Below are 21,206 nucleotides of genomic sequence, written 5' to 3' on the forward strand. Positions count from 1 at the left end.
CTGGTCAAGACGGTCGAGCTGGTCCATCAGGGTCGGCGAGCCGAACGCCTGGGCCGACAGCTGCATCAGCTCCGCGCGCTGCTCGGGCGTCATCGAGTTGAGCATCCGCTGGGCGGCGGCCGACCGCTGGGCGAGCGTGTCGAGGAGCTCGTCGATGTTCTGAGGGTTCTCGGGGAAGTGCTGTCCGTGCTTGTCCATGAACTCCTGGAAGTCCTCAGGCGTGTCCTCGCCGGACGCGTGCTTCTCGAGCAGGTCGTTGAGGTCGGACAACATCTCGTTGATCGCCTGCCGGTCCTGCTCGGTGGCGTTCTCGAGTGCCTGCTTCATGCCGGCGAAGCGCTGGTCGAGGAGCTCGCGACCGAGCAGGTCCTTGATCTGCTCGAAGGCCTCCCGGGCCTCGCTGGACTGCCAGTCGTAGTCGCCCAGCTCGGTGACCGCGGCTGCCGGCGAGTCCGGCAGGTTCTGCAGGCGCATCTCGCGGAACGCGCGGTCGCCGTCGTCCATCAGGGCGTCGCGGGCCAGTTGCTTGCGCTCCTCGAGGACCGCCCTCTCCAGCAGCTCGCGCACCTCCTGCAGGGTGCCGTCGAGGTTGTTGCGCTGCAGCAGGTCCCGGCGCCGCTCGGCCACCCGGCGGGCCAGGTCATCGAGCCCCGCCTGGTCCTGACCGCCGCGACGCAGGAACTCGCGCATCGCGCGCTCCGGGCTGTAGCCGGCCATCACGTCCTCGCCGATGGCGTCGAGCGCCTCGGCGATGTCGACGGGTGGCGCGAGGGGGTCGCCGCCGTCGTACCGCAGGTATCTAGCCATAGACGGTCTCGGAACCGGTGCTGCCGATGTGCTGGTCCTTGCCGATCTTGCGGGCCAGGAAGAGTCCCTCGAGCGCCAGCTCGATGGCGGCGGCGCGCTCGCCGTCCGTCGTACCGCTGCCGGCGCCGTTGACGCGGTCGCAGACCTGGTCGTAGAGGTCCGACTCCCCGAGCACCGGCAGCCCGCTCAACAGGTCGCGGGCGCCGATCCGCTCGCCGGTCGTGACCGTGGCACCGTCCTCGATGGCGCCGACGAGCAGGGCGAGGTCGAGGCCCCGGAACTTCTCCCGCACCGTCTCGGCCGTCGCGGTGCGCAGCAGGTGGGTGAGGATCTCGGTCTCCCGGCCCTCCTCGCCCGACTCGAACTCGATCTTTCCCCCGAGTACGTCGACCGCGGTCTCCAGGTCGACGACGCGGGCCACTGCGTGGTCCTCGCCCTCGATCGTCGCCCGGCGCAGCGCAGCCGCGGCGATGGTCTCGGCGCCGGCGATCGCGAAGCGGGCCGAGACGCCGGAGCGCTGGTCGACGGCGCTGGAGTCACGCAGGTTGCGGGTGAAGCGCGCCAGGATCTCGACGAGGAACCCCGGGACGATCACCTGGTCGGCGAGCAGGTCTGCCTCCTGCTGGATCACGGCGATCTCGGCAGCGAGCTCCTTCGGGTAGTGCGTGCGGATCTCGGCGCCGAACCGGTCCTTCAGCGGCGTGATGATCCGGCCACGGTTGGTGTAGTCCTCGGGGTTGGCCGAGGCCACGACGAACACGTCGAGGGGCAACCGGAGGACGTAGCCGCGGATCTGGATGTCGCGCTCCTCCATCACGTTGAGCATGGCGACCTGGATCCGCTCGGCGAGGTCGGGCAGCTCGTTGATCGCGACGATGCCCCGGTGGGAGCGGGGAATCAGGCCGAAGTGGATGGTCTCGGGGTCACCCAGCGACCGGCCCTCGGCGACCTTCATCGGGTCCACGTCGCCGATCAGGTCAGCGACGCTGGTGTCGGGCGTGGCCAGCTTCTCGGCGTACCGCTCCTCACGGTGCCGCCACGCAATGGGCAGCGTGTCCCCGAGCTCGGCGGCGCGGCGCCGCGAGGCCACCGTGATCGGTTCGTACGGGTGCTCCCCGAGGTCGGCGCCGTCGATGACGGGCGTCCACTCGTCGAGCAGCCCGACCAGGGTGCGCAGCAGCCGGGTCTTGCCCTGGCCGCGCTCCCCCAGCAGCACCATGTCGTGGCCGGCGATGATTGCCCGCTCGAGCTGGGGAATGACGGTGTCCTCGAAGCCGTGCAGGCCCGGCCACGGGTCCTCGCCGGCACGGAGTCGGGCGAGGAGGTTCTCGCGAAGCTCGACACGCAGGGACTTCTGGACATGGCCGGAGGCGCGCAGCGCGCCGACAGTGGCAAGGGTGGGGGCCGTCGTGGGGGCGGACGCGGGAGCCGGAGTGGTCACCGTCTCACGCTACTGCGGACACACAACGGCCGTCTGCGCTCTACGCTTCGGACGTGGTCATCGTCCTTGGCGTCGTGTGCGTGCTGCTGCTCGGCATCATCGTCCTTTTCGCCCGGGGCCGGGCGAGCCTGCAGGCCCAGCTCGCCGACGCGCAGCACCACATCACCCAGCTGGAATCGGACCTCGACGCCGCACTCCGGCCACCTCCGCCCAGCAGCTCGGCCGAGCGGACGGTCCGTCGTGTGCTGCGGACGGCGTCGCGGGTCCGCGTGCACGGCATCAGCGGCCTGATCCAGGGCACGATCGAGGACCTGCAGAACTGGGCCAGCGACGACGCCCGCGCCGACATCCTCAACATGGCCGCCTCCGACGGCACCGTCACCCTGTTCTTCTCCGACATCAAGGACTCGACGCCCCTGAACGACCGGCTCGGGGACGCCGCGTGGGTGAAGGTCCTCGCGGCCCACGACCGCGTGCTGCGGACCCGCATCGAGCAGTACCGCGGCCAGGTCGTGAAGACCGCCGGCGACGGCTACATGGTCACCTTCCGTGACGCCGAAGCCGCCTGCCGGGCCGGGCTGGCCATCCAGCGGGACCTGCCGCGCGACGCGACCCTGCGCCGGTACGGCGGCATCCACATCCGGATCGGCATCCACACCGGCCAGGTGGTCGCCCTCGACGGGGACTACTTCGGACGCAACGTGGCCATGGCCGCACGGGTGGCCGATCTCGCCCAGGGCGACGAGATCCTGGCCAGCGACGCCGTCCGGGAAGCCCTGGACGACGACGCCGCCGTCCGGCTCGAGGAGCTCGAGACGGTCGAGCTCAAGGGCCTCACCGGCGAGCACGTCATCTGGCGGATCCTGCCGCCTGCTCCCTAGCCCGGAATCAGACGGTGAGCAGCACCGACGAGCCGTGGCCGAACAGGCCCTGGTTGGCCGTGATGCCGACCTTCGCGCCCTCGACCTGACGACCGGTCGCCTGACCGCGCAGCTGCCAGGTCAGCTCGCAGACCTGGGCGATCGCCTGGGCCGGCACCGCCTCGCCGAAGCACGCAAGGCCACCGGACGGGTTGACCGGGATCCGGCCACCGATGGTGGTGTCGCCCGCGCGCAGCAGGACCTCGGCCTCGCCGCGCTTGCAGAGCTGCAGGTCCTCGATCCAGTCGAGCTCGAGCGCCGTCGAGAGGTCGTAGACCTCGGCCACGTCGACGTCCTCGGGGCCGATGCCCGCCTCCTCGTAGGCGGCCTGGCCGATCGCCTCCTTGAAGGTGCGCTCGGGCACGCCGGTGAGCGCCGACGAGTCGGTCGACAGCAGGGGCATGTCGATGACGGTGTTCGGGAACGTCGGCGTGACGGTCGAGACCGCCGCGACCTTCACCGGTGACGCGATGCCGTGCTTCTTCGCGTACTCCGCACTGACGAGCACGACCGCAGCGGCGCCGTCGGACGTTGCGCAGATGTCGAGCAGGTGCAGGGGGTCCGAGACCACCGGCGAGGCGAGCACGTCAGCGATCGTGGCCGCCTTGCGGAAGCGGGCGTTCGGGTTCTCGAGCCCGTGGCGGGCGTTCTTGACCTTGACCTGGGCGAAGTCCTCGCTGGTCGCGCCGTAGAGGTCCATCCGGCGGCGCGCGTAGAGCGCGAAGTACGCCGGGTTGGTCATGCCGAGCAGCCGGAACCGCAGCCAGTCCGGGTCGTCCCAGCGCTCGCCTGCGTTCGGGGCGAGGAAGCCCTTGGGCGTGGTGTCGGCACCGACCACCAGGGCGACGTCGCACAGTCCGGCCATGATCCGGGTGCGCGCGGTGTCGATGGCCTGGGCGCCGGTGGCGCAGGCGGCGTACGACGTCGCGATCCGCGCACCGTTCCAGCCGAGCGCCTGGGCGAAGGTCGAGCCGGCGACGTACCCGGCGTAGCCGTTGCGGACGGTCTCACCGCCGACGACGAAGTCGACGTCGGACCACGCGACGCCGGCGTCGTTGAGGGCGGCCCGGGCCGCGTGGACGCCGTACTCGACGAAGTTCTTGCCCCACTTGCCCCAGGGGTGCATGCCGGCCCCGGCGATCACGACAGACATCAGGCCTCCTCGGTGGTCGAGGTGCGAGCGGAGCGAGCCTCGAAACCCACCGGCTTCCAGCGGTAGATGGTGCGCTCCCCGGTCTCGTCGGTGTGCAGGGTCTCGATCACGAGCTCGACCTCGGCACCGACGGCGAGGTCGGCGACGCCGTACCCGTCGGCCACCTGGCCGAGGACCACGAGGCCCTCGGGCAGCTCGACGGCGGCCAGCGCGAACGGCTGGTACGGGTCGCTGGCGGGGACGTACGGCGCCGGCGGCTGGTACTGGGCGTCGGTGTAGGACCAGACCGTGCCGCGGGGCGAGAGCTCGACGGCGTCGTACTGCTCCCCGTCGCAGGCAGGGTTGCGGCAGTAGAACGCCGCGGCGCTCGCCTCGGAGGAGACCGGCGGGAACACCACGTTGCTGCAGCTGGTGCACCGGGACGCGAGCAGCCGGGGCTCCGCGCCCGTGGTGAACCAGCCCTCGATGACGGGGCTGACGGGGGTGGCGGTCATGGCACTCCTGAACTAGAACGTGTTCTTATTCTAGCCGGTTGCGACGGGCGCGACCACCGCGGTCTCAGCAGGCAGGAGTGAACGTCGCGAGCGCCGGGCCGGGACGGGTCAGTGCGTTGAGGGTGTAGCTGATCGTTGCCCGGTCGGCCGGGATCAGGACGTGCTCGGAGATGGACCATCGGCACTTGGTCTGGATCGTGACGTTGGTCGTCAGCGGCCCGGCCGCGAGATAGCCGTTGGTGTGCGGCACCACGATCTCGTCGTACTTCGTGGTGATCTGGGTGTAGCTGACCGATCCGGGGGTCTGGTCGCCGGCGTTCAGCTTCACCAGGAACGGCGATCCCTGGGCCTGCTGCTGGCAGGCCACGCAGATCAGGCCGGGCAGCACGTCCGCCAGCGGGTTGAGCGCCGGGATCAGACGGGTGCCATGGTTCGACGGCGCGATGCCGACGAGGTCGTCGACGTAGGGCGCACCACCGAGGAACTTGATGTAGTACCGCGGCATCATGCCGCCCTGCGAATGCCCGACCAGGGACACCTTCGCGGCCCGGGTCGAGGTGCGCACCTTTGCGACGAACGCCTTGAGCTCGCCGGCGGACTTCACGATGTCGTTGGTGCCGCGGTTGCCGTAGTCGAGCGAGTAGACGCAGAAGCCCTTGGCCTTGATGGCCTTGCCGAGGTTCTCCAGCAGGTGCGTCCGGTCACCGAGCGTGCCGTGCACGAGGATCACCGGCGTCGGCCGCGCGGCGCTCGGCTTGCAGGTCCAGATGTTGACCCCGGGGATGTCACCGTCCGGCGCGGTCGGGAGCGGCGGCAGGATCGTGTCCGCGCCGGCCGGTGCGGCCGTCACGCCACCCAGGCCGACCAGCAGCGAGGTCAGCAGCGAGGTCAGCAGCGAGGTCAGCAGGGCCGGGAGCCGGTATCGGGTGCGCACATCAGCAATCAACGACACCCTGCGACGCAGGTCACACGGCCTCGCGTTCGACGATCGGCTCCAGCACCGGGATCGGGATCCTCTCCACGACCTCGCTCGCCTCCTGCCCGGCGAACCAGCGGATCCGGATCAGGGCGACCTCCGACATGGTCCAGGGGGTGCCGCCCACGTCGCTCATCCCCGCAAGGGCCGACCCGACGCGTGAGCCGGGCCGTTGCTCGTCCATCGTGGCCGCGATGGCCACGGGCACGAAGGCCCGCCGGTCGACGTACACATTGACCTTCTCGGCGCTCAGGCCGACAGCACGCGCCACTTCCGCCAGGCGGTCGAGGTCCCCGGCCAGGCCGACTCCCACGTCACCGTTGGGCTCCAGGTGCACACCTGACCACCGCACCTCGGGGAGTACGTCGACCCCGGGCCACTCCTGGAACCTGTCGGCGAGCTTGACCGCGTCGGCTGCGTGCAGGTTGCCCAACCGCGCGATGCGGATGTCGAGCTGGTCGAGGGGCAACGGGTGCACGCCCGGCAGGAAGCCGAAGCGGCCAGCGAGCGCGCGCAACTCCTCGACCGCCTCCTCCGGCGGAACGAATGCCGCTCGAAGCATCATCGCAATCCCTCCATCGAGCCCCATCGGCCCGACGCGAAGGATCCGAAGGAAACTAGTCCCCCGGTTCGGGGTCCTCCGGTGGCGGCGGACCGGGCTTCTTGCACACGACGGTGTCGGCCGGGGTGTAGTTGGTGTGGAACTTCTCGGTGTGGTGGACCGTGGACTCGCCGTGCTTGCGGAAGATCCGGGTCACGTCGATCTGGAACCCGGACGAGCCCGTGTGGACCTCGCAGTCGGGCGTGGTGAGGGTGCGGGTCGCGGGCGCGACGTAGGCGTAGCGCTCGGAGCTCTTCGACTTGATGTCCCAGACCTTCGTCGACCACATCTGCACGGTGACGACGCCCTGGGAGGAGTAGCTGCTGGGCTGCACCCAGGCGCGCACCAGGACGCCGTACGGGCTGTCGTTCTCGAACGACATGTCGACGGTGGGCCAGGCCACGGTCGCCTCGCGGCCCGCCGGGTAGCGATCGATGTAGAACGAGTGCGGCTTGTGCTCGATGTCCTTGAGGCCGGCGTAGAACATCGCGTTGAAGGTGGTCGTCGCGAGCTGCGACACCCCACCGCCCAGGTCCTTCTTGAGGATGCCGTTGTTGATGACGTAGCCCTCGGTGAAGCCGTTCTCGGCGGTGCGCTCCCCCACGATGCCGTTGAGGGAGAACCGCTCGCCGGGCTTGAGGACGGTGCCGTCGATCAGTTCGGCGGCGCGGCCGATGTTCACGTTGCGGTAGTCGGCGTGCGGGTAGTAGGTCACCCACTGCGAGACCTTCTCGACGATCTTGAGGTCCTTGGCGTCCTGCGTCGTGAACTCGGCGTCGGTCACCTCGGCCTTCACCTCGCCGCTGCGCGAGCCCTGGGGTGCGGTCAACAGTCCGGTGAACACGGTGGCGACGTCGGCCGGATCGAAGGCGACGCCCGGCTTGGCCGGAATCACCTTCGGCTTGCCCTTCACGAGCTTCACGGTGGCGTCGACCGGCTTGCCGGTGGTCGTCGCAGCCTCGACCAGCCTGGTCAGCACGGCCTGGTCGACCACCGGGACGAGCTCGCCGTTCTCGGGCTTCATCGACAGTGCCGCAGCGAACTTGCGCGGCTCCAGCTTGATGTCGTTCTCACCGAAGACGAGCGTGACGGCGTTGGCCATCGCGGGGTTGGCGAAGGACTCGGCGGCCTCGGCCACGTCGGCGGCGTCGATCTCGGGTTCGGCGTCGGCAACCTGGAGGGACACGGACTTCTCGCCAGCCAGGTAGGCGTCGATGATCGCGGTCCGGGCGGCGTCGCGGTCGACGGCCTTGCCCGACTGCGGTTCGACGGTCTCGACGCCGTCGGGGGTGAAGTTGACCTGGCCGTCCTTCGGCGGCGTGCCGAGGCCCTTCGACAGGTCATCGAGCTTCGCGTCGAACAGGGTGTCGTCCACGGTGACCACCGCGTCGACGTCCGTGCCGCCGGTGAAGTAGTCCCACTGGCGACCCGGGCTCCAGCTCGAGCCGGCCCCGGCCGCGTCGACCGACGCGGCGTAGTCGACGCGGAGGCCGATGTCGCCGGGCTCGACGGCGGCGCCGTTGCCCTCCGCCGACTTACCCGATGCCGATTCGACCGAGACGTCGATGGATGCGTCGGCCCGCGGGTCGAAGACCTTCGTGAGCTTCTCGACGGCAGCGTCCCGACTGAGGCCTCCGACGTCGACACCGGAGATGGACGTGCCGCGCGGCACCTTGTCCCCGGCCAGCGCGTAGGCACCGGCGTAGGCGCCACCGACGAGGACGACGAGGATCGCAACGACACCGGCAACGACCTTGCCGCCGGCGCGCTCGCTCTTGCCCTCGGTGGGCTCCCAGTTCGTCACGCGCGTCAGTCTAGGGAGCGGTACCCGACTGGCCTGAATCGCGAACGGCCTCCCGGGGCGCGACCAGACCGACGAATCCCGCACCGAACACCGCGATTCCGGCACCGAGCAACAGGTAGCCGTCGAGGTCACCGGACACGACGACGTCGCCCTCAGCGCGCTCGGGGGTCACCACCACGAGGACGGCCACCCACCCGAGCGCGAACGACAGGCGCGACCACCAGCCCGCGGGCAGCGCCACCAGCGTGGCAGCGGTTGCCGCCAGTCCCAGGGCGAGGCCCCAGGCGTAGTCGTGCAGGGCGACCGCGCAGACGGCAACCACGACACCGAGCAGCACGCACGGCACCGCCAGCAACGCACGCCACGGGAGCGGCATGACGCCTTCGGAGCTCACCCGGCGGAGACGCCTGCGAACAGGTCGGTCTCCCACCCGTTGTCGCCCGGATCGCCGGCGACACCCTTGACCAGGCGGAACTGCTCGCGTCCGAAGGCCTGGGCGCCGACATTGTTGGACAACGCGAAGAACGGCCCGTCGGTGGTGATCTGGGTGGCATGGGCGCGGAGCGCGTCGAGCTTGCGCTCGACGTACTCACCGGCGTCGACCTCGCAGTCGATGTCCTCGTCGGGACGGAACATCGGCGGCAGCGGCCCGTCCGGGTCCATGCCCTCGAACGTCGTCGTGTCACCGGCAGCGCGCAACGAGCGCAGGCCCTCGCGGATCCGGCTCTCCGACATCGCGCCCCAGTAGATCTTCTCGATGTCCCAGGCCTCCCCCAGGTCCCGCCGGTACGACGGCGCGGCGGCCAGCTGCGCGCCGTACATCGCGACCCGGTGGGCCTGGATGTGGTCGGGATGGCCGTAGCCACCGAACTCGTCGTAGGCCACCATCACCTGCGGCCGCACCTCGCGGATGACCGCGACGAGCTGGGTGGCGGCCTCGGTGAGGTCGGCGTGCCAGAAGGCGTTGTCGTGGATGTCGTCGGCAGCGACCGCGTGGCCGTCCTCGTGCCACTTCATGCCGGAGTCGCGGTAGGTGCCGAAACCCCCGAGGAACCGGTGGTCCGTCACGCCGAGCGCGACCATGGCGGCTTCGAGCTCACCCTTGCGGTGCTCGCCGAGGCCGTCCTCCTGATCGGCGGCCAGGTGCACCAGTCCGGGCACGAGGATCTCGCCCATCTCCCCGGCAGTGCAGGTGACCAGCGTGACGCCGCGACCCTCGGCGACGTACTTCGCCATGGTGGCGCCCTGTCCGATCGACTCGTCGTCGGGGTGAGCGTGGACGAGCAGCAGCCGGTGTGCCGGTGTTTCACTCATGCTCTGGAGCGTAATGATGTGACCCATGACTTCCACGCTCGGGCGCCTCGTGACCGTCTCTGCAGTCGTCGTGCTGACCACCTCCGGGCTGGGTGGCTGCGGGCTGCTGGACGGCAGCTCGCGGATCCAGGAAGCCCTCGAGTACCTCCCGGACGACGCGACAAGCGTCGTGTTCGTCGACGAGGCTGCGATCGCCGAGCGGCTGGAGGTCGACGACCTCGAGACCGGAGCCTCGGAGGACGACATCAACCGGTGGATCGAGGCATCGAAGGAGGAGGCCTACGGCTCCGAGCTCCGCAACTGGACCGCCGTCATGCAGGACGCCGCGTTCAGCGAGTTCGACGTCGAGTGGGAGGCGACCGCGACGTCGGAGGACGACCTGGTGCGGGTGACCAAGCTCCACGCCGACGTGGATTTCGAAGCCATCGCCGACGACCTCGAGGACGCCGGCTACGAACGCTCGAAGAAGGGCGATGCCGAGACGTTCACGGCCGACTTGTCGTCCGCGGACGCGACGACCGGACTGATCGGCGGCCGCTATCCCAGCGTGCTGCTCAACGTCGCCCTGGTTCCCGACGAACACCTCATCGTGACGGGCGACATCGCCGAGGGGCTCGACGTCGTGGGCGAGGACAAGGACTCGCTGGCCGACTCGGGCAGGTTCGACGACGTGCTCGACCAGGCGCCGAGCCAGGACGACCTCGAGTTCGCGACGATGGCCTTCGACCCGCCCTGCGGGGCAGCGCTCGGGGGAAGGGTCACACCCGAGCAGGCGGAACAGGCCCTCGGCAACCTCGGCCACCCCCGCAACATCGGCTACTTCGCCGCTGCCGACGAGCGGTTGAAGGTGGTGCGCCTCTTCCGGGACGAGGAGGCGGCCACGGACGACGAGAACGGCCTGGTGACCCATCTCGACGGACCGGCGAAGGCCGCCGGGCTCGACGTCGAGCTCGACACCGAGGTCGACGGAAGCACCGTCGTCGTCGAGGCGGACTTCGACGACCGTCAGCCGATCACCCAGGCATGGACGCGCGGCGAAGGGCCGTTCGCCTGCTCGCCGGCGTGAGCCTCACTCGGGTCGCTTGATCCGCTTCGGCTGGTCCGGCAACGGCAGCACGAACCCGGCCCTGGTGGGCGGTTCGACCGGCGCGGACTCGTCCTCGTCGTAGTCCAGCCAGCCGTCGTACATCTCCACGAGCATGTCGAGCTGGATCTCCGGCGCGTCCGTGACGACCGCCCACGGGTGGCCCTCGTCGTCGTCCTCGCCGGCGAGACGCTCGCGGACGACCTCCGCGGCGTACCCGCCACGGACCAGCACCAGCGCGGCGGACCGCGCGTGCTCCTCCTCGAAGAAGATGCCCCTCACGTGACCATCATGACGCAGGAGGTCGCTGGGGTTGGGCTAGCGTGACGGCCGTGGCCGGACTTCACCTGACCCGCACCGCGGAGAACGGCGCCGAGATAGACGCGCTCGCGGCGGCCCTGGCGGCCGACGGCGGCGGCCGGGTCGGCCTCGCGGGCATGCTGCCGGACCTGACCGGCAGGTTGCGCCGCACGTTCGCACCCACGCCCCGCCTGCTCGGGCTCAAGGTCAGCCGGGCCTACACGTGGGAGGCGTTCGACCGGCGGGATCCGGAGTGGTGGCCGCAGGGCATCACCACCTCGGCGCTCACCGGCTTCAAGGAGGACTTCGGCCACGACGTCCTGGCGTCCTCCTGGTACTCCAAGCACGGCGCCGGGTCGCGGATCAGCATCATCGACCTCGAGCGGCACCGCTACGGCCACGTGCTGCTGGTCACCCCCACCCTCGTCGACGGGGAGCCCGGCTTCAAGCCGCTGAAGGTGCACGCCGGCGGCATCGTGTGGCACGGCGACTACCTGCACGTCGCCGGGACCGGCCGCGGCTTCTTCAGCTGCCGCCTCGAGGACCTCCTTCGCGTGCCGGCCGGGTCGTCGTACGAGACCTTCGGGCACCGCTACGTCCTGCCGGTCCGGTTCGCGCACCGGGGCAACGCGGACGAGGGACAGGCGAAGCTGCGGTTCTCCTTCTTCACCATCGACCGGAGTACGACGGAGCCGACCCTGGTCGTCGGCGAGTACGGCTCGCGCAAGCAGACCCGCCGGATGGCGCGGTTCCCGCTCGATCCGGCCACGGGGCTGGTGGCCGCCGACGCCGAGGGGCTGGCGCGACCCGTGATCGACGAGCGCGGTCAGGCCCGGATGCAGGGGGTCTCGGTCGTTGAGGGCGTCTACTACGTGACCTCGTCGCGCAGCGGCTACTTCCCCGGTTCGGTCTACGTCGGCGCGCCCGGCTCCTTCCGCGAGCACCGGTGGGCGACGGTGATCGGTCCCGAGGACCTGGTCTGGTGGCCCGAGACGAAGCGGTTCTGGTCGGTCAGCGAGCACCCGCGCCGGCGCTGGATCTTCGGCATGAAGCGCTCGAACCTGCCGGCCTGATGGACCTTGCCTGAAATATCGGGGCTCTAGGGTCGGTCCATGATCCTGCAGCCCGGGACCGGCCCGATCCGGGCGGCGTCCTATCTTCCCGCGGACCCGGACACGGTCCTGTGGGGTCGGCTTCCGTGCTCGGCTGACGCTCCGGCACTGACGGTGGAGTCCGGCGCAGAGGTCACCTTCGACACGATCAGCCACGAGGGGATCCTCGAGGACCAGGGGCGGGATCCGCGTGCGTTCTTCGGTGGCCACGGTGTTGCCGAGGACGGCGTGCTCTCCGACGCGGTCGCCCTGGCGTCCTCGACCGTCTCGCACGTGGTGGGTGTCGACGGGCCGCACGTGGTGTCGCGGCCGGTGCACGTCTCCGGCGCCCGGGTGGGCGATCTGCTCGCGATGACGGTCGTCGAGACGTTGCCGCGGGTGCCGTACGGCGTGGTGTCGAACCGGCACGGTCGAGGTGCGTTGCCCGGGGAGTTCCCGGCCGGCGGCGAGACGGTCTCGGTCTTCACGCGGGTGTCCGACGACGGCGCCTCCGGCTTGTTGCCGTTGGTCGAGGGTGGCGACCCGGTCGTGTCGTTCCCGCTCGCTCCGTTCCTCGGGATCATGGGCGTCGCGTCGGCGGCCGCGGAACGTCCGCACTCCGTTCCACCCGGCGCCTACGGCGGCAACATCGACATCAACCTGCTCACCGTGGGCGCCACCCTCTACCTCCCGGTCCAGGTCGACGGTGCGCTGGCCTACGTCGGCGACCCGCACTTCGCGCAGGGCGACGGCGAGGTGTCACTCACCGCACTGGAGGCCTCGCTGCGGGCGACGATCCGGTTCGACGTGGTGCCGCGCGAGGACGCCTTGCGGCGCTTCGGCGAGCTCGCGGGACCGTTGGCGGAGACGACCGAGCATCTGGTGCCGACAGGCCTCGACCCCTCGCTCGACGTGGCCCTGCAGAACTGCGTGCGGGCGGCGATCGCTCTCCTCGGCGCGCGCTACGGCATGGCCCCGCACCTCGCCTACGCCTACCTCAGCGCGGCCACCGACTTCGACATCTCCCAGGTCGTCGACCTGGTGAAGGGCGTGCACGCGCGGATCCGGAAGAGCGACTTCCCGGAGGTGCGGTGATGGGCGCCGCGGGCGAGGCGTGGGACGAGCGGGTGTGGCGGGTCGTCGGCTCTCCCCTGGTGCCTGGCGCTCCCGAGGGCCCACTGGTCGGCGAGACCGTCGCCGTCAAGGACCTGTACGACGTCGCGGGGTTCGCCGTCGGCGCAGGAAACCCTGCGTGGCTGGCGGCCTCGTCGCCTGCTGCGGTGTCCGCTCCCGTCGTGTCGACGCTGCTGGCGGCAGGCGCCTCGGTGCGGGGCATCAGCCGGACCGACGAGTTCGCCTACTCCCTCGCCGGCACCAACGCCCACTACGGGACGCCGCCCAATCCGGCCGCTCCCGGCCGGGTGCCGGGAGGGTCGTCGTCGGGCTCGGCGGCCGCGGTCGCGCTCGGCGAGGCGTCGATCGGGCTCGGTACGGACACGGGTGGCTCGATCCGGGTACCGGCCGCCTACCAGGGCCTGTTCGGTATCCGCACCAGCCACGACGTCGTACGACGGGACGGGTTGTTGCCGCTGGCGCCGAGCTTCGACACGGTGGGCTGGCTGACGCGTTCTCCTGGGCTGTTGGCGCGGGTCGGCGACGTCCTGTTGCCGGGGTCGGTCACTGCTGAGGATCGGCGACTGGTCACGGTCCCGTCGCTGCTCGCCCTGGCGGATGCCGACGTGGCTGCGGCGGTCGCCGGCTGGCAGCCGGACCTGGGCCTGCGACTGCCCGAGGCGTGGCCGCTCGAGGACCTGCCGGGGTGGCGGGATGCGTTCGTGACGCTGCAGGGCTGGGAGGCGTGGCAGGCCCACGGTGTCTGGCTGGAGGGTCGTCTCGACACGCTGGGCGAGGACGTACGTGGCCGGTTCGAGCGGGCTCGGCTGGTCACGGAGGGCGAGGCTTCGGCGGCACGCTCGGTGGTCACGGAGGCGCGGGAGGTGATCCGCGACCTGGTGGCCGACCGGATCGTCGTACTCCCTGCGGCGCCGACCGTGGCGCCTGACCTCGGCCCCGGCCTGGGCGAACGGCTGCAAGCTGCGCGCGAGGCCACCCTGGCGCTGACCTGCCTGGCCGGGATCGGTGGACTGCCCGCCGTCACCGTGCCTCTCACCACCGCCGGCGGGCTGCCGTGCGGGGTGTGCCTGGTGGCCGCGCCCGGACGCGACAAGGATCTGCTCGATCTCGTCAACCAGGCGTAGGCGTTCCGCGTCCAACAGGTGTCCAGAAGGAGGACGCCATGAACACTTCCCAGCAACTGAGGCGCATGGTGCGCCCACTCGCTCTCGCCCTCGCTGTATCGGTGAGCATCGTGCCGCTCGCGGCGGTCACCTCCGCACCGACGGCATCGTCCACGGTCTGCGAGGCGCAGTGGGGGTCGCTCGCGAAGGCGCGAACGCCGTACACGAGCAAGCAGCTCACGAACGTCCGTTCCGGTCGGCACCTCTGCTTCGACCGGCTAGTGATCGACATCAACGCCCGGGGCACGGGCACACCGGGGTACCGGGTCGCCTACGTCTCGCAGGTCGTCACGGACGGATCCGGCGCCGTCGTGCCGCTCCGGGGCGGTGCGCGACTGCAGGTCGTCGTCAAGGCCCCGGCGTACGACGCCAACGGCAACCTCACGTACCGGCCCGCCAATCGTCGCGAGCTCGTCAACGTCTCCGGCTACCGGACCTTCCGCCAGGTCGCGTGGGCCGGGAGCTTCGAGGGGCAGACCACGATCGGGCTCGGTGTGCGCGCCCGGCTGCCGATGCGGGCGTTCGTCCTGAACAACACCGGCGGCGGGCACCGGCTCGTCGTGGATGTCGCGCACCTCTGGTACTGACCCGGCGCCTGATTCAGCAGGATTGGGGTACTTCTGATCAACCTGCTTGATCAGAAGTACCCCAATCTCGCGCGGGCGCCCAGGACGATCCGCTCCCAGCTCCTGTCTAGGCTCGCGAGTACCCCACTGGACCAGCAGAAGGCAGCAGCGATGATCACCCGCACCGACGTCGAGGCGGCCCGGGAACGCATCGCGGGGCGCGTGCGTCGTACTCCGCTCCTGACGATGGACGCAGGCTTCGGCGGCGCGGGCTGGTTCAAGCTGGAGCACCTCCAGCACACGGGCACGTTCAAGGCGCGCGGGGCGTTCAACCGGATCCTCGGTGCGGCCGAGGACGGCAGCCTGGACCCGAAGGTCGGCGTCGTCGTGGCGTCGGGCGGCAACGCCGGGTTGGCGAATGCGTTCGCGGCCGCTGCTCTCGGCGTGTCGGCGACGGTCTTCGTCCCGGAGAACGCGCCGGCCGTGAAGGTCGAGAAGCTTCGCACGTACGGCGCGCAGGTGGTGCTCCGCGGGACGGAGTACGCGATGGCCTACGAGGCGGCCATCAAGCACGCGGAAGCCACCGGCGCGGTCTACTGCCACGCCTACGACCAACCGGCGATCGTGGCGGGAGCAGGCACCCTGGGCCTGGAGGTCCTCGAGGACCTCCAGGAGGTGGACACGATCGTCCTCGCTGTCGGTGGCGGCGGGCTGATGGCCGGCGTCGCGGCGGCGACCGAGGGCCGGGCCAGGGTGGTCGGGGTCGAGCCGCTGACCATCCCGACGTTGCACACGGCCCTGGCCGAAGGCAGGCCGACCGACGTGGACGTGTCCGGCATCGCCGTGGACTCCCTGGGTGCGCGACGCATCGGCGACATCGCCTTCGACGTCGCCACGCGCACGGGTGTGCAGTCCGTCCTCGTGACCGACGACGACATCACCCGAGCGCGGCGGATCCTCTGGGACACCTACCGGATCGTCGTCGAGCACGGAGCCGCCACCGCCTTCGCTGCCCTCACCAGCGGCGCCTACGTACCCGCAGCGGCCGAGAGGTTCGTCGTCGTGCTCTGCGGTGCGAACACGGACCCCTCCACCCTCTAGACACGTAATGTCGCTGAAACGATTGTTTCGCGAGCCTGTGACCGGGAGGATCTAGTTTCAGTCTCCACAGGCGAAGACCGGGGCACCAAGGGACAGGGGGCAGCGTGCGGATCGAGGAGTTCAATGCGCTGCCCGACGCCGAGGTCGAGGCCGCGCTCCGCGCCTGCGTGGCCATCGATTCCTGGGTCACCGACCTCGCCTCCGGTCGTCCGTACGACGACACGACCCAGCTTCTCGACGCCGGCCGCGCCCAGGTAGTGGGGTGGGCGCCGGCCGACGTCGAGGCCGCACTGGCCGACCATCCGCGGATCGGTGAACGACCTGCGCCGGACAGCGCCACCGCAGAGCACTCACGCAACGAGCAGGCAGGGGTGGACGCCACCGACCAGGACCTCGCCGAACGCCTGCGTGACGGCAACGCCCGCTACGAGGAACGGTTCGACCGGATCTACCTGGTGCGGGCCAAGGGGCGTACCGGCGCGGAGATGCTGGCGCTGCTCGAGCAGCGCCTCGACAATGACCCCGTGACCGAACTCGAGGTGACCCGGCAGCAGCTGGGCGAGATCGCGCTGCTGCGCCTGGCCGACCTTCTCAGCACCGATGACCGGGAGGTCATTCGGTGAGCACCTGCTCCACCCACGTGCTCGACGCCGCCCTCGGACGACCGGCAGCCGGCATCGCCGTACTCCTGACGTCGGTGGACGCTGCACTGGCCGAAGCGGTGACCGATGCGGACGGGCGGGTCCGGTTCGACGCGGACCTCGCCCCCGGCGACTACCGGCTGACCTTCGCGACCGGACCCTGGTTCGCCAAGCAGCAGCGCAAGACCTTCTATCCCGGGGTGACGCTGCACTTCACCGTCGAGCCGGGCCAGGAGCACTACCACGTGGCGTTGCTGCTCAGTCCGTTCTCCTACACGACCTACCGGGGCAGCTGATGAGCGACAACGACGGCTCGAGCTACGTGCTGTCCGACCTCCAGCACGGCAAGGCGGAGTGCCGGCTCGTGAAGGTCGACCGGGACACCGAGCAGCACGTCCTCCACGACCTCAACGTCACCACGCAGCTGCGCGGCGACTTCGAGACCGCCTACACCGAGGGCGACAACGCCCACGTGCATGCGACCGACACCCAGAAGAACACCGTCTACGCGCTGGCCCGCGAGCACGGCGTCGAGTCCCCCGAGGAGTTCCTGCTCGTGCTCGCCGACCACTGGCGCGAGCAGCCGTGGGTGAGCGGCACGTGGTTCCACGCCGAGCAGTTCGCATGGAACCGGCTTGCCGCCAACGGCCACTCCTTCGTGCGCACCGGCGAGGCCACCCGGACTGCCTGGGTGCAGACGTACGGCGACGAGACCTTCGTGCTCGCCGGGCTCAGTGACCTGGTCGTGCTCAAGAGCACGGGCAGCGAGTTCCACGGCTTCCCCCGCGACCGCTACACCTCACTCGGCGAGACCAACGACCGGATTCTCGCGACCAGTGTCTCGGCGACCTGGCGCTACGACCCGCTCGACGTGAACTGGGACGTCGCGCACGCGGCGGTCCGCACTGCCCTCCTCGATGCCTTCGCGACCACCCACAGCCTCGCCCTCCAGCAGACGATCCACGCGATGGGCAGGGCCACGCTGGATGCCTGCCCGGAGGTCGCGGAGATCCGGATCTCCTGCCCCAACAAGCACCACTTCCTCGTCGACCTCGCGCCGTTCGAGCTCGACAACCCGGGCGAGGTGTTCTTCGCTGCCGACCGGCCGTACGGGCTGATCTCGGCAACGCTCTCGCGCAACGACACCACCGAGCCACGGGCCTGGGCCGGGATCGCAGGCTGACCGGATGGCTGATCGGATGGCCGAACCGGTGACGTACGACGCCGTCCGCGGCCGGCAGGTGCTGGTCGGCGACGCGTTCGTCCCCGCCACGCTGGTGATCGACGACGGCGTCATCACCGCCATCGCGTCGTACGACGCCCCGCCAACCGGCGACGTCCTCGAGCTACCCGACACCGCGCACCTGCTCCCCGGCATCGTCGACACGCACGTGCACGTCAACGAGCCGGGTCGCACTGCCTGGGAGGGCTTCGCCACAGCGACTCGGGCGGCCGCACTCGGCGGTGTCACGACGCTGGTCGACATGCCGCTGAACTCGATCCCCTCGACCACGACCGTCGATGCCCTCGCAGCCAAACGGGCAGCAGCGACGGGGCAGCTCAGCGTCGACGTCGGCTTCTGGGGCGGCGCCGTGCCCGACAGCCTCGGCTCCCTCGAAGCCCTCTGGGACGAGGGTGTCTTCGGCTTCAAGTGCTTCCTGGCGCCGTCCGGGGTCGACGAGTTCCCGCACCTCGGTCCCGCCCAGCTGACCGCAGCGCTCACCGAGATCGCCGCGTTCGACGGGCTGCTGATCGTGCACGCGGAGGACGCCGCCGTACTCGAGGCAGCACCCAAGCACTCCAGCCGGGCCTACTCCGACTTCCTGTTGAGCCGTCCTCCCGAAGCCGAGACCACGGCGATCCGGCACCTGCTCGACGGTGCCCGCGAGACGGGTTGTCGGGTGCACGTCCTGCACCTGTCGAGCGCGCGATCCCTCGACCTGCTCGCGGACGCGCGGGCCGAGGGGCTGCGGGTCACGGTCGAGACCTGCCCGCACTACCTCTGCTTCGCGGCCGAGCAGATCCCCGATGCCGCGCCGGAGTTCAAGTGCTGCCCGCCGATCCGCGACGAGGGCAACCGCAACGAGCTCTGGCAGGCGCTGCAGTCCGGCGTCATCGACACGATCGTGAGCGACCACTCCCCCTCCACCGTCGACCTCAAGTGCGCCGGCGACGGCAACCTCCAGGTGGCCTGGGGCGGCATCTCCGGCCTGCAGGTGGGCTTCGCCGCCGTCGCCCACGAGGCCCGCTCCCGAGGGATCGGGCTGGAGCAGGTGAGTCGCTGGATGGCCCGCAACACCGCCGACCTGGTGGGCCTGAGTGACCGGGGCCGCATCGCAGTCGGGACGAACGCCGACCTGGCCGTCCACGACACCGTGGCGTGGGAGGTCGACGTTGCGCACCTCGCACATCGCAACCCGATCTCCGCCTACGACGGACAGAAGTACGACGGCGCGGTGACCCACACGCTGCTGCGGGGCCGCCTGCTCGGCGACGATCCGCAGATCAACGCAGCCACCGGACAGATGCTCGCCAGGCCACAACTGCAGAGGACCGACTGATGGACGAGATCGCTCCCCCGCCACGGCTGCTGATGGGCCCGGGCCCGATCAGTGTCGACCCGCGGGTGCTGCGCGCGATGGCCGCGCCGCTGGTGGGGCAGTTCGACCCGTTCATGACGGCCACGATGAACGAGGTGATGGACCTCTACCGCGAGGTCTTCGACACGGACAACGAGCAGACCTTCCTCGTCGACGGCACGTCCCGCGCGGGCATCGAGGCCGCATTGGTGTCCCTGATCGAGCCCGGTGATCGAGTGCTGGTGCCGGTGTTCGGGCGGTTCGGCCACCTGCTCACCGAGATCGCGCAGCGCTGTGGCGCTGAGGTGCACACCATCGAGGTGCCGTGGGGTGAGGTTTTCGCACCGGAGGCGATCGAGGCCGCCGTACGCGAGGTGCGACCGAAGGTCCTGGCCTGCGTCCAGGGAGACACGTCGACCACGATGTGCCAGCCGCTGGAGGACATCGGCGCGATCTGCCGCGAGCACGACGTCCTGTTCTACTGCGACGCCACGGCGTCGCTGGGTGGCAACGAGTTCCGATCCGACGCCTGGGGCCTCGACATCGCGACCGCCGGCCTGCAGAAGTGCCTCGGTGGCCCGTCGGGCAGCGCGCCGATCACCATCTCCCCGAAGGCGGCCGACGTGATCAACGCCCGCCGCCACGTCGAGGCGGGCATCCGTGAGGCCTCTGACGAGGCAGTCGGCCGGCCGATCGCGTCCAACTACTTCGACCTCGCCATGGTCATGGACTACTGGGGCCCGCGCCGGCTCAACCACCACACCGAGGCCACCTCGATGTTGTACGCCGCCCGCGAGTGCGCGCGCCTGCTGGCGGCCGAGGGCATCGACGCCTCCGTCGCCCGGCACGCACTGCACGGGCGGGCGATGCTCGAGGGCGTGCAGGGCCTGGGGCTCAGCGTCTTCGGCGACGTCACCCACAAGATGCACAACGTGGTCGCCGTCGAGATCCCGGAGAAGCTCGGCCCGGCCGGTGGGGACGCGGTCAGGGCCAGCCTGTTGGACGACTTCGGCATCGAGATCGGTACGTCGTTCGGCCCTCTCCACGGCAAGGTCTGGCGGATCGGCACGATGGGTCACAACGCCCGCAAGGATGCGGTCCTCACGACGCTCGCCGCGCTCGAGCACGCGCTGCGCACGGCTGGCGTCGGCGTCCCGGCCGGCGGCGGGGTCACGGCGGCCCAGGCGGTCTATTCCGAGGCACGACCATGACGACGGCCGAGATCACCCTCGCCCGCTGCTCGGAGCTCGACGTCATCTCCGCCTCCGAGACCTGGCTCGAACGCACCCACCTGACCCCGCAGCACCGCGCGGCGAACGCCCTGGCCGGACGGTGGATGCGCGACGCCGGGCTCCACGTGTGGCAGGACGCCGCGGGCAACGTCTGCGGCCGCCGCGAAGGCGCGACGCCCGGCCTGCCGGCGCTGCTCCTCGGCTCCCACCTCGACACCGTCCCCGACGCCGGCAGCTTCGACGGGATGCTCGGCGTGGTGATGGCGATCGCGGTCGCCGAGCGGCTGCGCGACACCGAGCTCCCGTTCGCGCTCGAGGTGATCGGCTTCAGCGACGAGGAGGGCGCGCGGTTCGGCAAGGCCCTGCTCGGCAGCCAGGCCGTGGCGGGCACCTGGGACGAGGACTGGTGGGACCTGCGCGATCGCAACGGGATCACGCTGCACCAGGCCTTCCTGGAGTTCGGGCTCGACCCACGGCAGGTCGGCGACGCGGCCCGGCGCCCCGAGGACCTCGTCGGCTACCTCGAGGCGCACATCGAGCAGGGTCCCTACCTGGAAGCGGCCGACGCGTCACTCGGGTACGTCACGACGATCGCGGGCGCCCGGCGGTTCCGGATCACGGTGACCGGCGAAGCGCGGCACGCCGGCGGGACGCCGTACGAACGCAGGAGGGACGCACTGGTCGGCGCCAGCGAGATGATCGTGGCCGTGGAGCGACTGGCCAGGGCAGCCGGGACGATCGCGACCGTCGGGCGGATCGAGGTGCTCCCCGGTGCGGTCAACGTGATCGCCGGGCGCGCCGACCT

21 protein-coding genes and 3 pseudogenes are annotated in these 21,206 nt (G+C 70.5%); 14 read left to right on the forward strand and 10 right to left on the reverse strand.

Features of this window, described 5'->3' with window-relative positions; genetic code table 11:
* Positions 1–807 (reverse strand): annotated as a pseudogene (locus tag ACOADB_RS16400) (hypothetical protein); the annotation flags it as partial.
* Complete coding sequence (locus ACOADB_RS16405; RefSeq protein ID WP_378600701.1) at positions 800–2,248, reverse strand: magnesium chelatase; 1,449 nt, start codon at positions 2,246–2,248, stop codon at positions 800–802. The pseudogene ACOADB_RS16400 and the gene ACOADB_RS16405, both read right to left, overlap by 8 nt.
* Before the next feature lie 53 nt (positions 2,249–2,301).
* Here ACOADB_RS16405 and ACOADB_RS16410 point away from each other — a divergent pair, with 53 nt between their 5' ends.
* On the forward strand, positions 2,302–3,129 hold the full coding sequence (locus ACOADB_RS16410) for an adenylate/guanylate cyclase domain-containing protein (protein ID WP_378600703.1): 828 nt from the start codon (positions 2,302–2,304) through the stop codon (positions 3,127–3,129).
* Positions 3,130–3,136: 7 nt separating this feature from the next.
* Here ACOADB_RS16410 and ACOADB_RS16415 read toward each other — a convergent pair whose 3' ends face one another.
* The 7 genes from ACOADB_RS16415 to mshB form a co-directional block, all read right to left on the reverse strand.
* Positions 3,137–4,321, reverse strand: coding sequence for a lipid-transfer protein (locus ACOADB_RS16415; protein WP_378600705.1), 1,185 nt, complete (start codon positions 4,319–4,321; stop codon positions 3,137–3,139).
* Positions 4,321–4,815: a Zn-ribbon domain-containing OB-fold protein gene (locus tag ACOADB_RS16420; protein ID WP_378600707.1), complete on the reverse strand. Its 495-nt coding sequence runs from the start codon at positions 4,813–4,815 to the stop codon at positions 4,321–4,323. Before ACOADB_RS16420 ends, ACOADB_RS16415 begins: the two co-directional genes overlap by 1 nt.
* Before the next feature lie 64 nt (positions 4,816–4,879).
* Complete coding sequence (locus tag ACOADB_RS16425) at positions 4,880–5,749, reverse strand: esterase/lipase family protein (protein WP_378600709.1); 870 nt, start codon at positions 5,747–5,749, stop codon at positions 4,880–4,882.
* 31 nt (positions 5,750–5,780) lie between these two features.
* Positions 5,781–6,353: a 2'-5' RNA ligase family protein gene (locus tag ACOADB_RS16430; protein WP_378600711.1), complete on the reverse strand. Its 573-nt coding sequence runs from the start codon at positions 6,351–6,353 to the stop codon at positions 5,781–5,783.
* A gap of 55 nt (positions 6,354–6,408) precedes the next feature.
* Positions 6,409–8,196, reverse strand: a complete 1,788-nt coding sequence (locus ACOADB_RS16435; protein ID WP_378600713.1) for a VanW family protein — start codon at positions 8,194–8,196, stop codon at positions 6,409–6,411.
* Positions 8,197–8,206: 10 nt separating this feature from the next.
* Complete coding sequence (locus tag ACOADB_RS16440; RefSeq protein ID WP_378600715.1) at positions 8,207–8,572, reverse strand: hypothetical protein; 366 nt, start codon at positions 8,570–8,572, stop codon at positions 8,207–8,209.
* A gap of 14 nt (positions 8,573–8,586) precedes the next feature.
* Positions 8,587–9,510, reverse strand: coding sequence for an N-acetyl-1-D-myo-inositol-2-amino-2-deoxy-alpha-D-glucopyranoside deacetylase (gene mshB, locus ACOADB_RS16445; protein WP_378600717.1), 924 nt, complete (start codon positions 9,508–9,510; stop codon positions 8,587–8,589).
* 25 nt (positions 9,511–9,535) lie between these two features.
* Between mshB and ACOADB_RS16450 the strand changes: the two genes are divergently transcribed.
* Positions 9,536–10,576 (forward strand): hypothetical protein, encoded by a 1,041-nt coding sequence (locus tag ACOADB_RS16450; RefSeq protein ID WP_378600719.1) that lies wholly within the window; start codon positions 9,536–9,538, stop codon positions 10,574–10,576.
* A 3-nt stretch (positions 10,577–10,579) separates the two neighbouring features.
* On the opposite strand, the gene ACOADB_RS16455 is transcribed toward ACOADB_RS16450, so the two are convergent.
* Entirely contained in the window at positions 10,580–10,876 is a 297-nt protein-coding gene (locus ACOADB_RS16455; RefSeq protein WP_378600721.1) for a hypothetical protein, read from the reverse strand.
* A 50-nt stretch (positions 10,877–10,926) separates the two neighbouring features.
* Between ACOADB_RS16455 and ACOADB_RS16460 the strand changes: the two genes are divergently transcribed.
* The 12 genes and pseudogenes from ACOADB_RS16460 to ACOADB_RS16515 form a co-directional block, all read left to right on the forward strand.
* A complete protein-coding gene (locus tag ACOADB_RS16460) occupies positions 10,927–11,967 on the forward strand; it encodes a hypothetical protein (protein ID WP_378600723.1) in 1,041 nt (346 codons plus the stop codon).
* Between the two features lie 39 nt (positions 11,968–12,006).
* The gene (locus ACOADB_RS16465; RefSeq protein WP_378600726.1) at positions 12,007–13,080 is read left to right on the forward strand and encodes an acetamidase/formamidase family protein; all 1,074 of its coding nucleotides are present in this window, start codon (positions 12,007–12,009) and stop codon (positions 13,078–13,080) included.
* Positions 13,080–14,243, forward strand: a complete 1,164-nt coding sequence (locus ACOADB_RS16470) for an amidase family protein (RefSeq protein WP_378600728.1) — start codon at positions 13,080–13,082, stop codon at positions 14,241–14,243. The genes ACOADB_RS16465 and ACOADB_RS16470 overlap by 1 nt, the downstream gene beginning before the upstream one ends.
* 38 nt (positions 14,244–14,281) lie before the next feature.
* Positions 14,282–14,869, forward strand: coding sequence for an AMIN-like domain-containing (lipo)protein (locus tag ACOADB_RS16475; protein ID WP_378600730.1), 588 nt, complete (start codon positions 14,282–14,284; stop codon positions 14,867–14,869).
* Positions 14,870–15,019: 150 nt separating this feature from the next.
* A complete protein-coding gene (locus ACOADB_RS16480) occupies positions 15,020–15,949 on the forward strand; it encodes a threonine/serine dehydratase (RefSeq protein WP_378600733.1) in 930 nt (309 codons plus the stop codon).
* Positions 15,950–16,053: 104 nt separating this feature from the next.
* On the forward strand, positions 16,054–16,572 hold the full coding sequence (gene uraD / locus ACOADB_RS16485; RefSeq protein ID WP_378600736.1) for a 2-oxo-4-hydroxy-4-carboxy-5-ureidoimidazoline decarboxylase: 519 nt from the start codon (positions 16,054–16,056) through the stop codon (positions 16,570–16,572).
* Positions 16,569–16,886, forward strand: a complete 318-nt coding sequence (gene uraH / locus ACOADB_RS16490; protein ID WP_378600739.1) for a hydroxyisourate hydrolase — start codon at positions 16,569–16,571, stop codon at positions 16,884–16,886. The genes uraD and uraH overlap by 4 nt, the downstream gene beginning before the upstream one ends.
* A complete protein-coding gene (pucL, locus tag ACOADB_RS16495; protein ID WP_378600742.1) occupies positions 16,886–17,773 on the forward strand; it encodes a factor-independent urate hydroxylase in 888 nt (295 codons plus the stop codon). The genes uraH and pucL overlap by 1 nt, the downstream gene beginning before the upstream one ends.
* A 4-nt stretch (positions 17,774–17,777) precedes the next feature.
* On the forward strand, positions 17,778–19,151 hold the full coding sequence (gene allB, locus ACOADB_RS16500) for an allantoinase AllB (protein WP_378600745.1): 1,374 nt from the start codon (positions 17,778–17,780) through the stop codon (positions 19,149–19,151).
* A complete protein-coding gene (locus ACOADB_RS16505; protein ID WP_378600748.1) occupies positions 19,151–20,380 on the forward strand; it encodes a pyridoxal-phosphate-dependent aminotransferase family protein in 1,230 nt (409 codons plus the stop codon). Before allB ends, ACOADB_RS16505 begins: the two co-directional genes overlap by 1 nt.
* Positions 20,377–21,147, forward strand: a pseudogene (locus ACOADB_RS16510) (hydantoinase/carbamoylase family amidase); the annotation flags it as partial. The gene ACOADB_RS16505 and the pseudogene ACOADB_RS16510, both read left to right, overlap by 4 nt.
* A pseudogene (locus ACOADB_RS16515) lies at positions 21,102–21,206 on the forward strand (hypothetical protein); the annotation flags it as partial. The pseudogenes ACOADB_RS16510 and ACOADB_RS16515, both read left to right, overlap by 46 nt.

It is taken from the genome of Nocardioides sp. CPCC 206348, from assembly GCF_048654705.1.
Lineage (GTDB): Bacteria > Actinomycetota > Actinomycetes > Propionibacteriales > Nocardioidaceae > Nocardioides.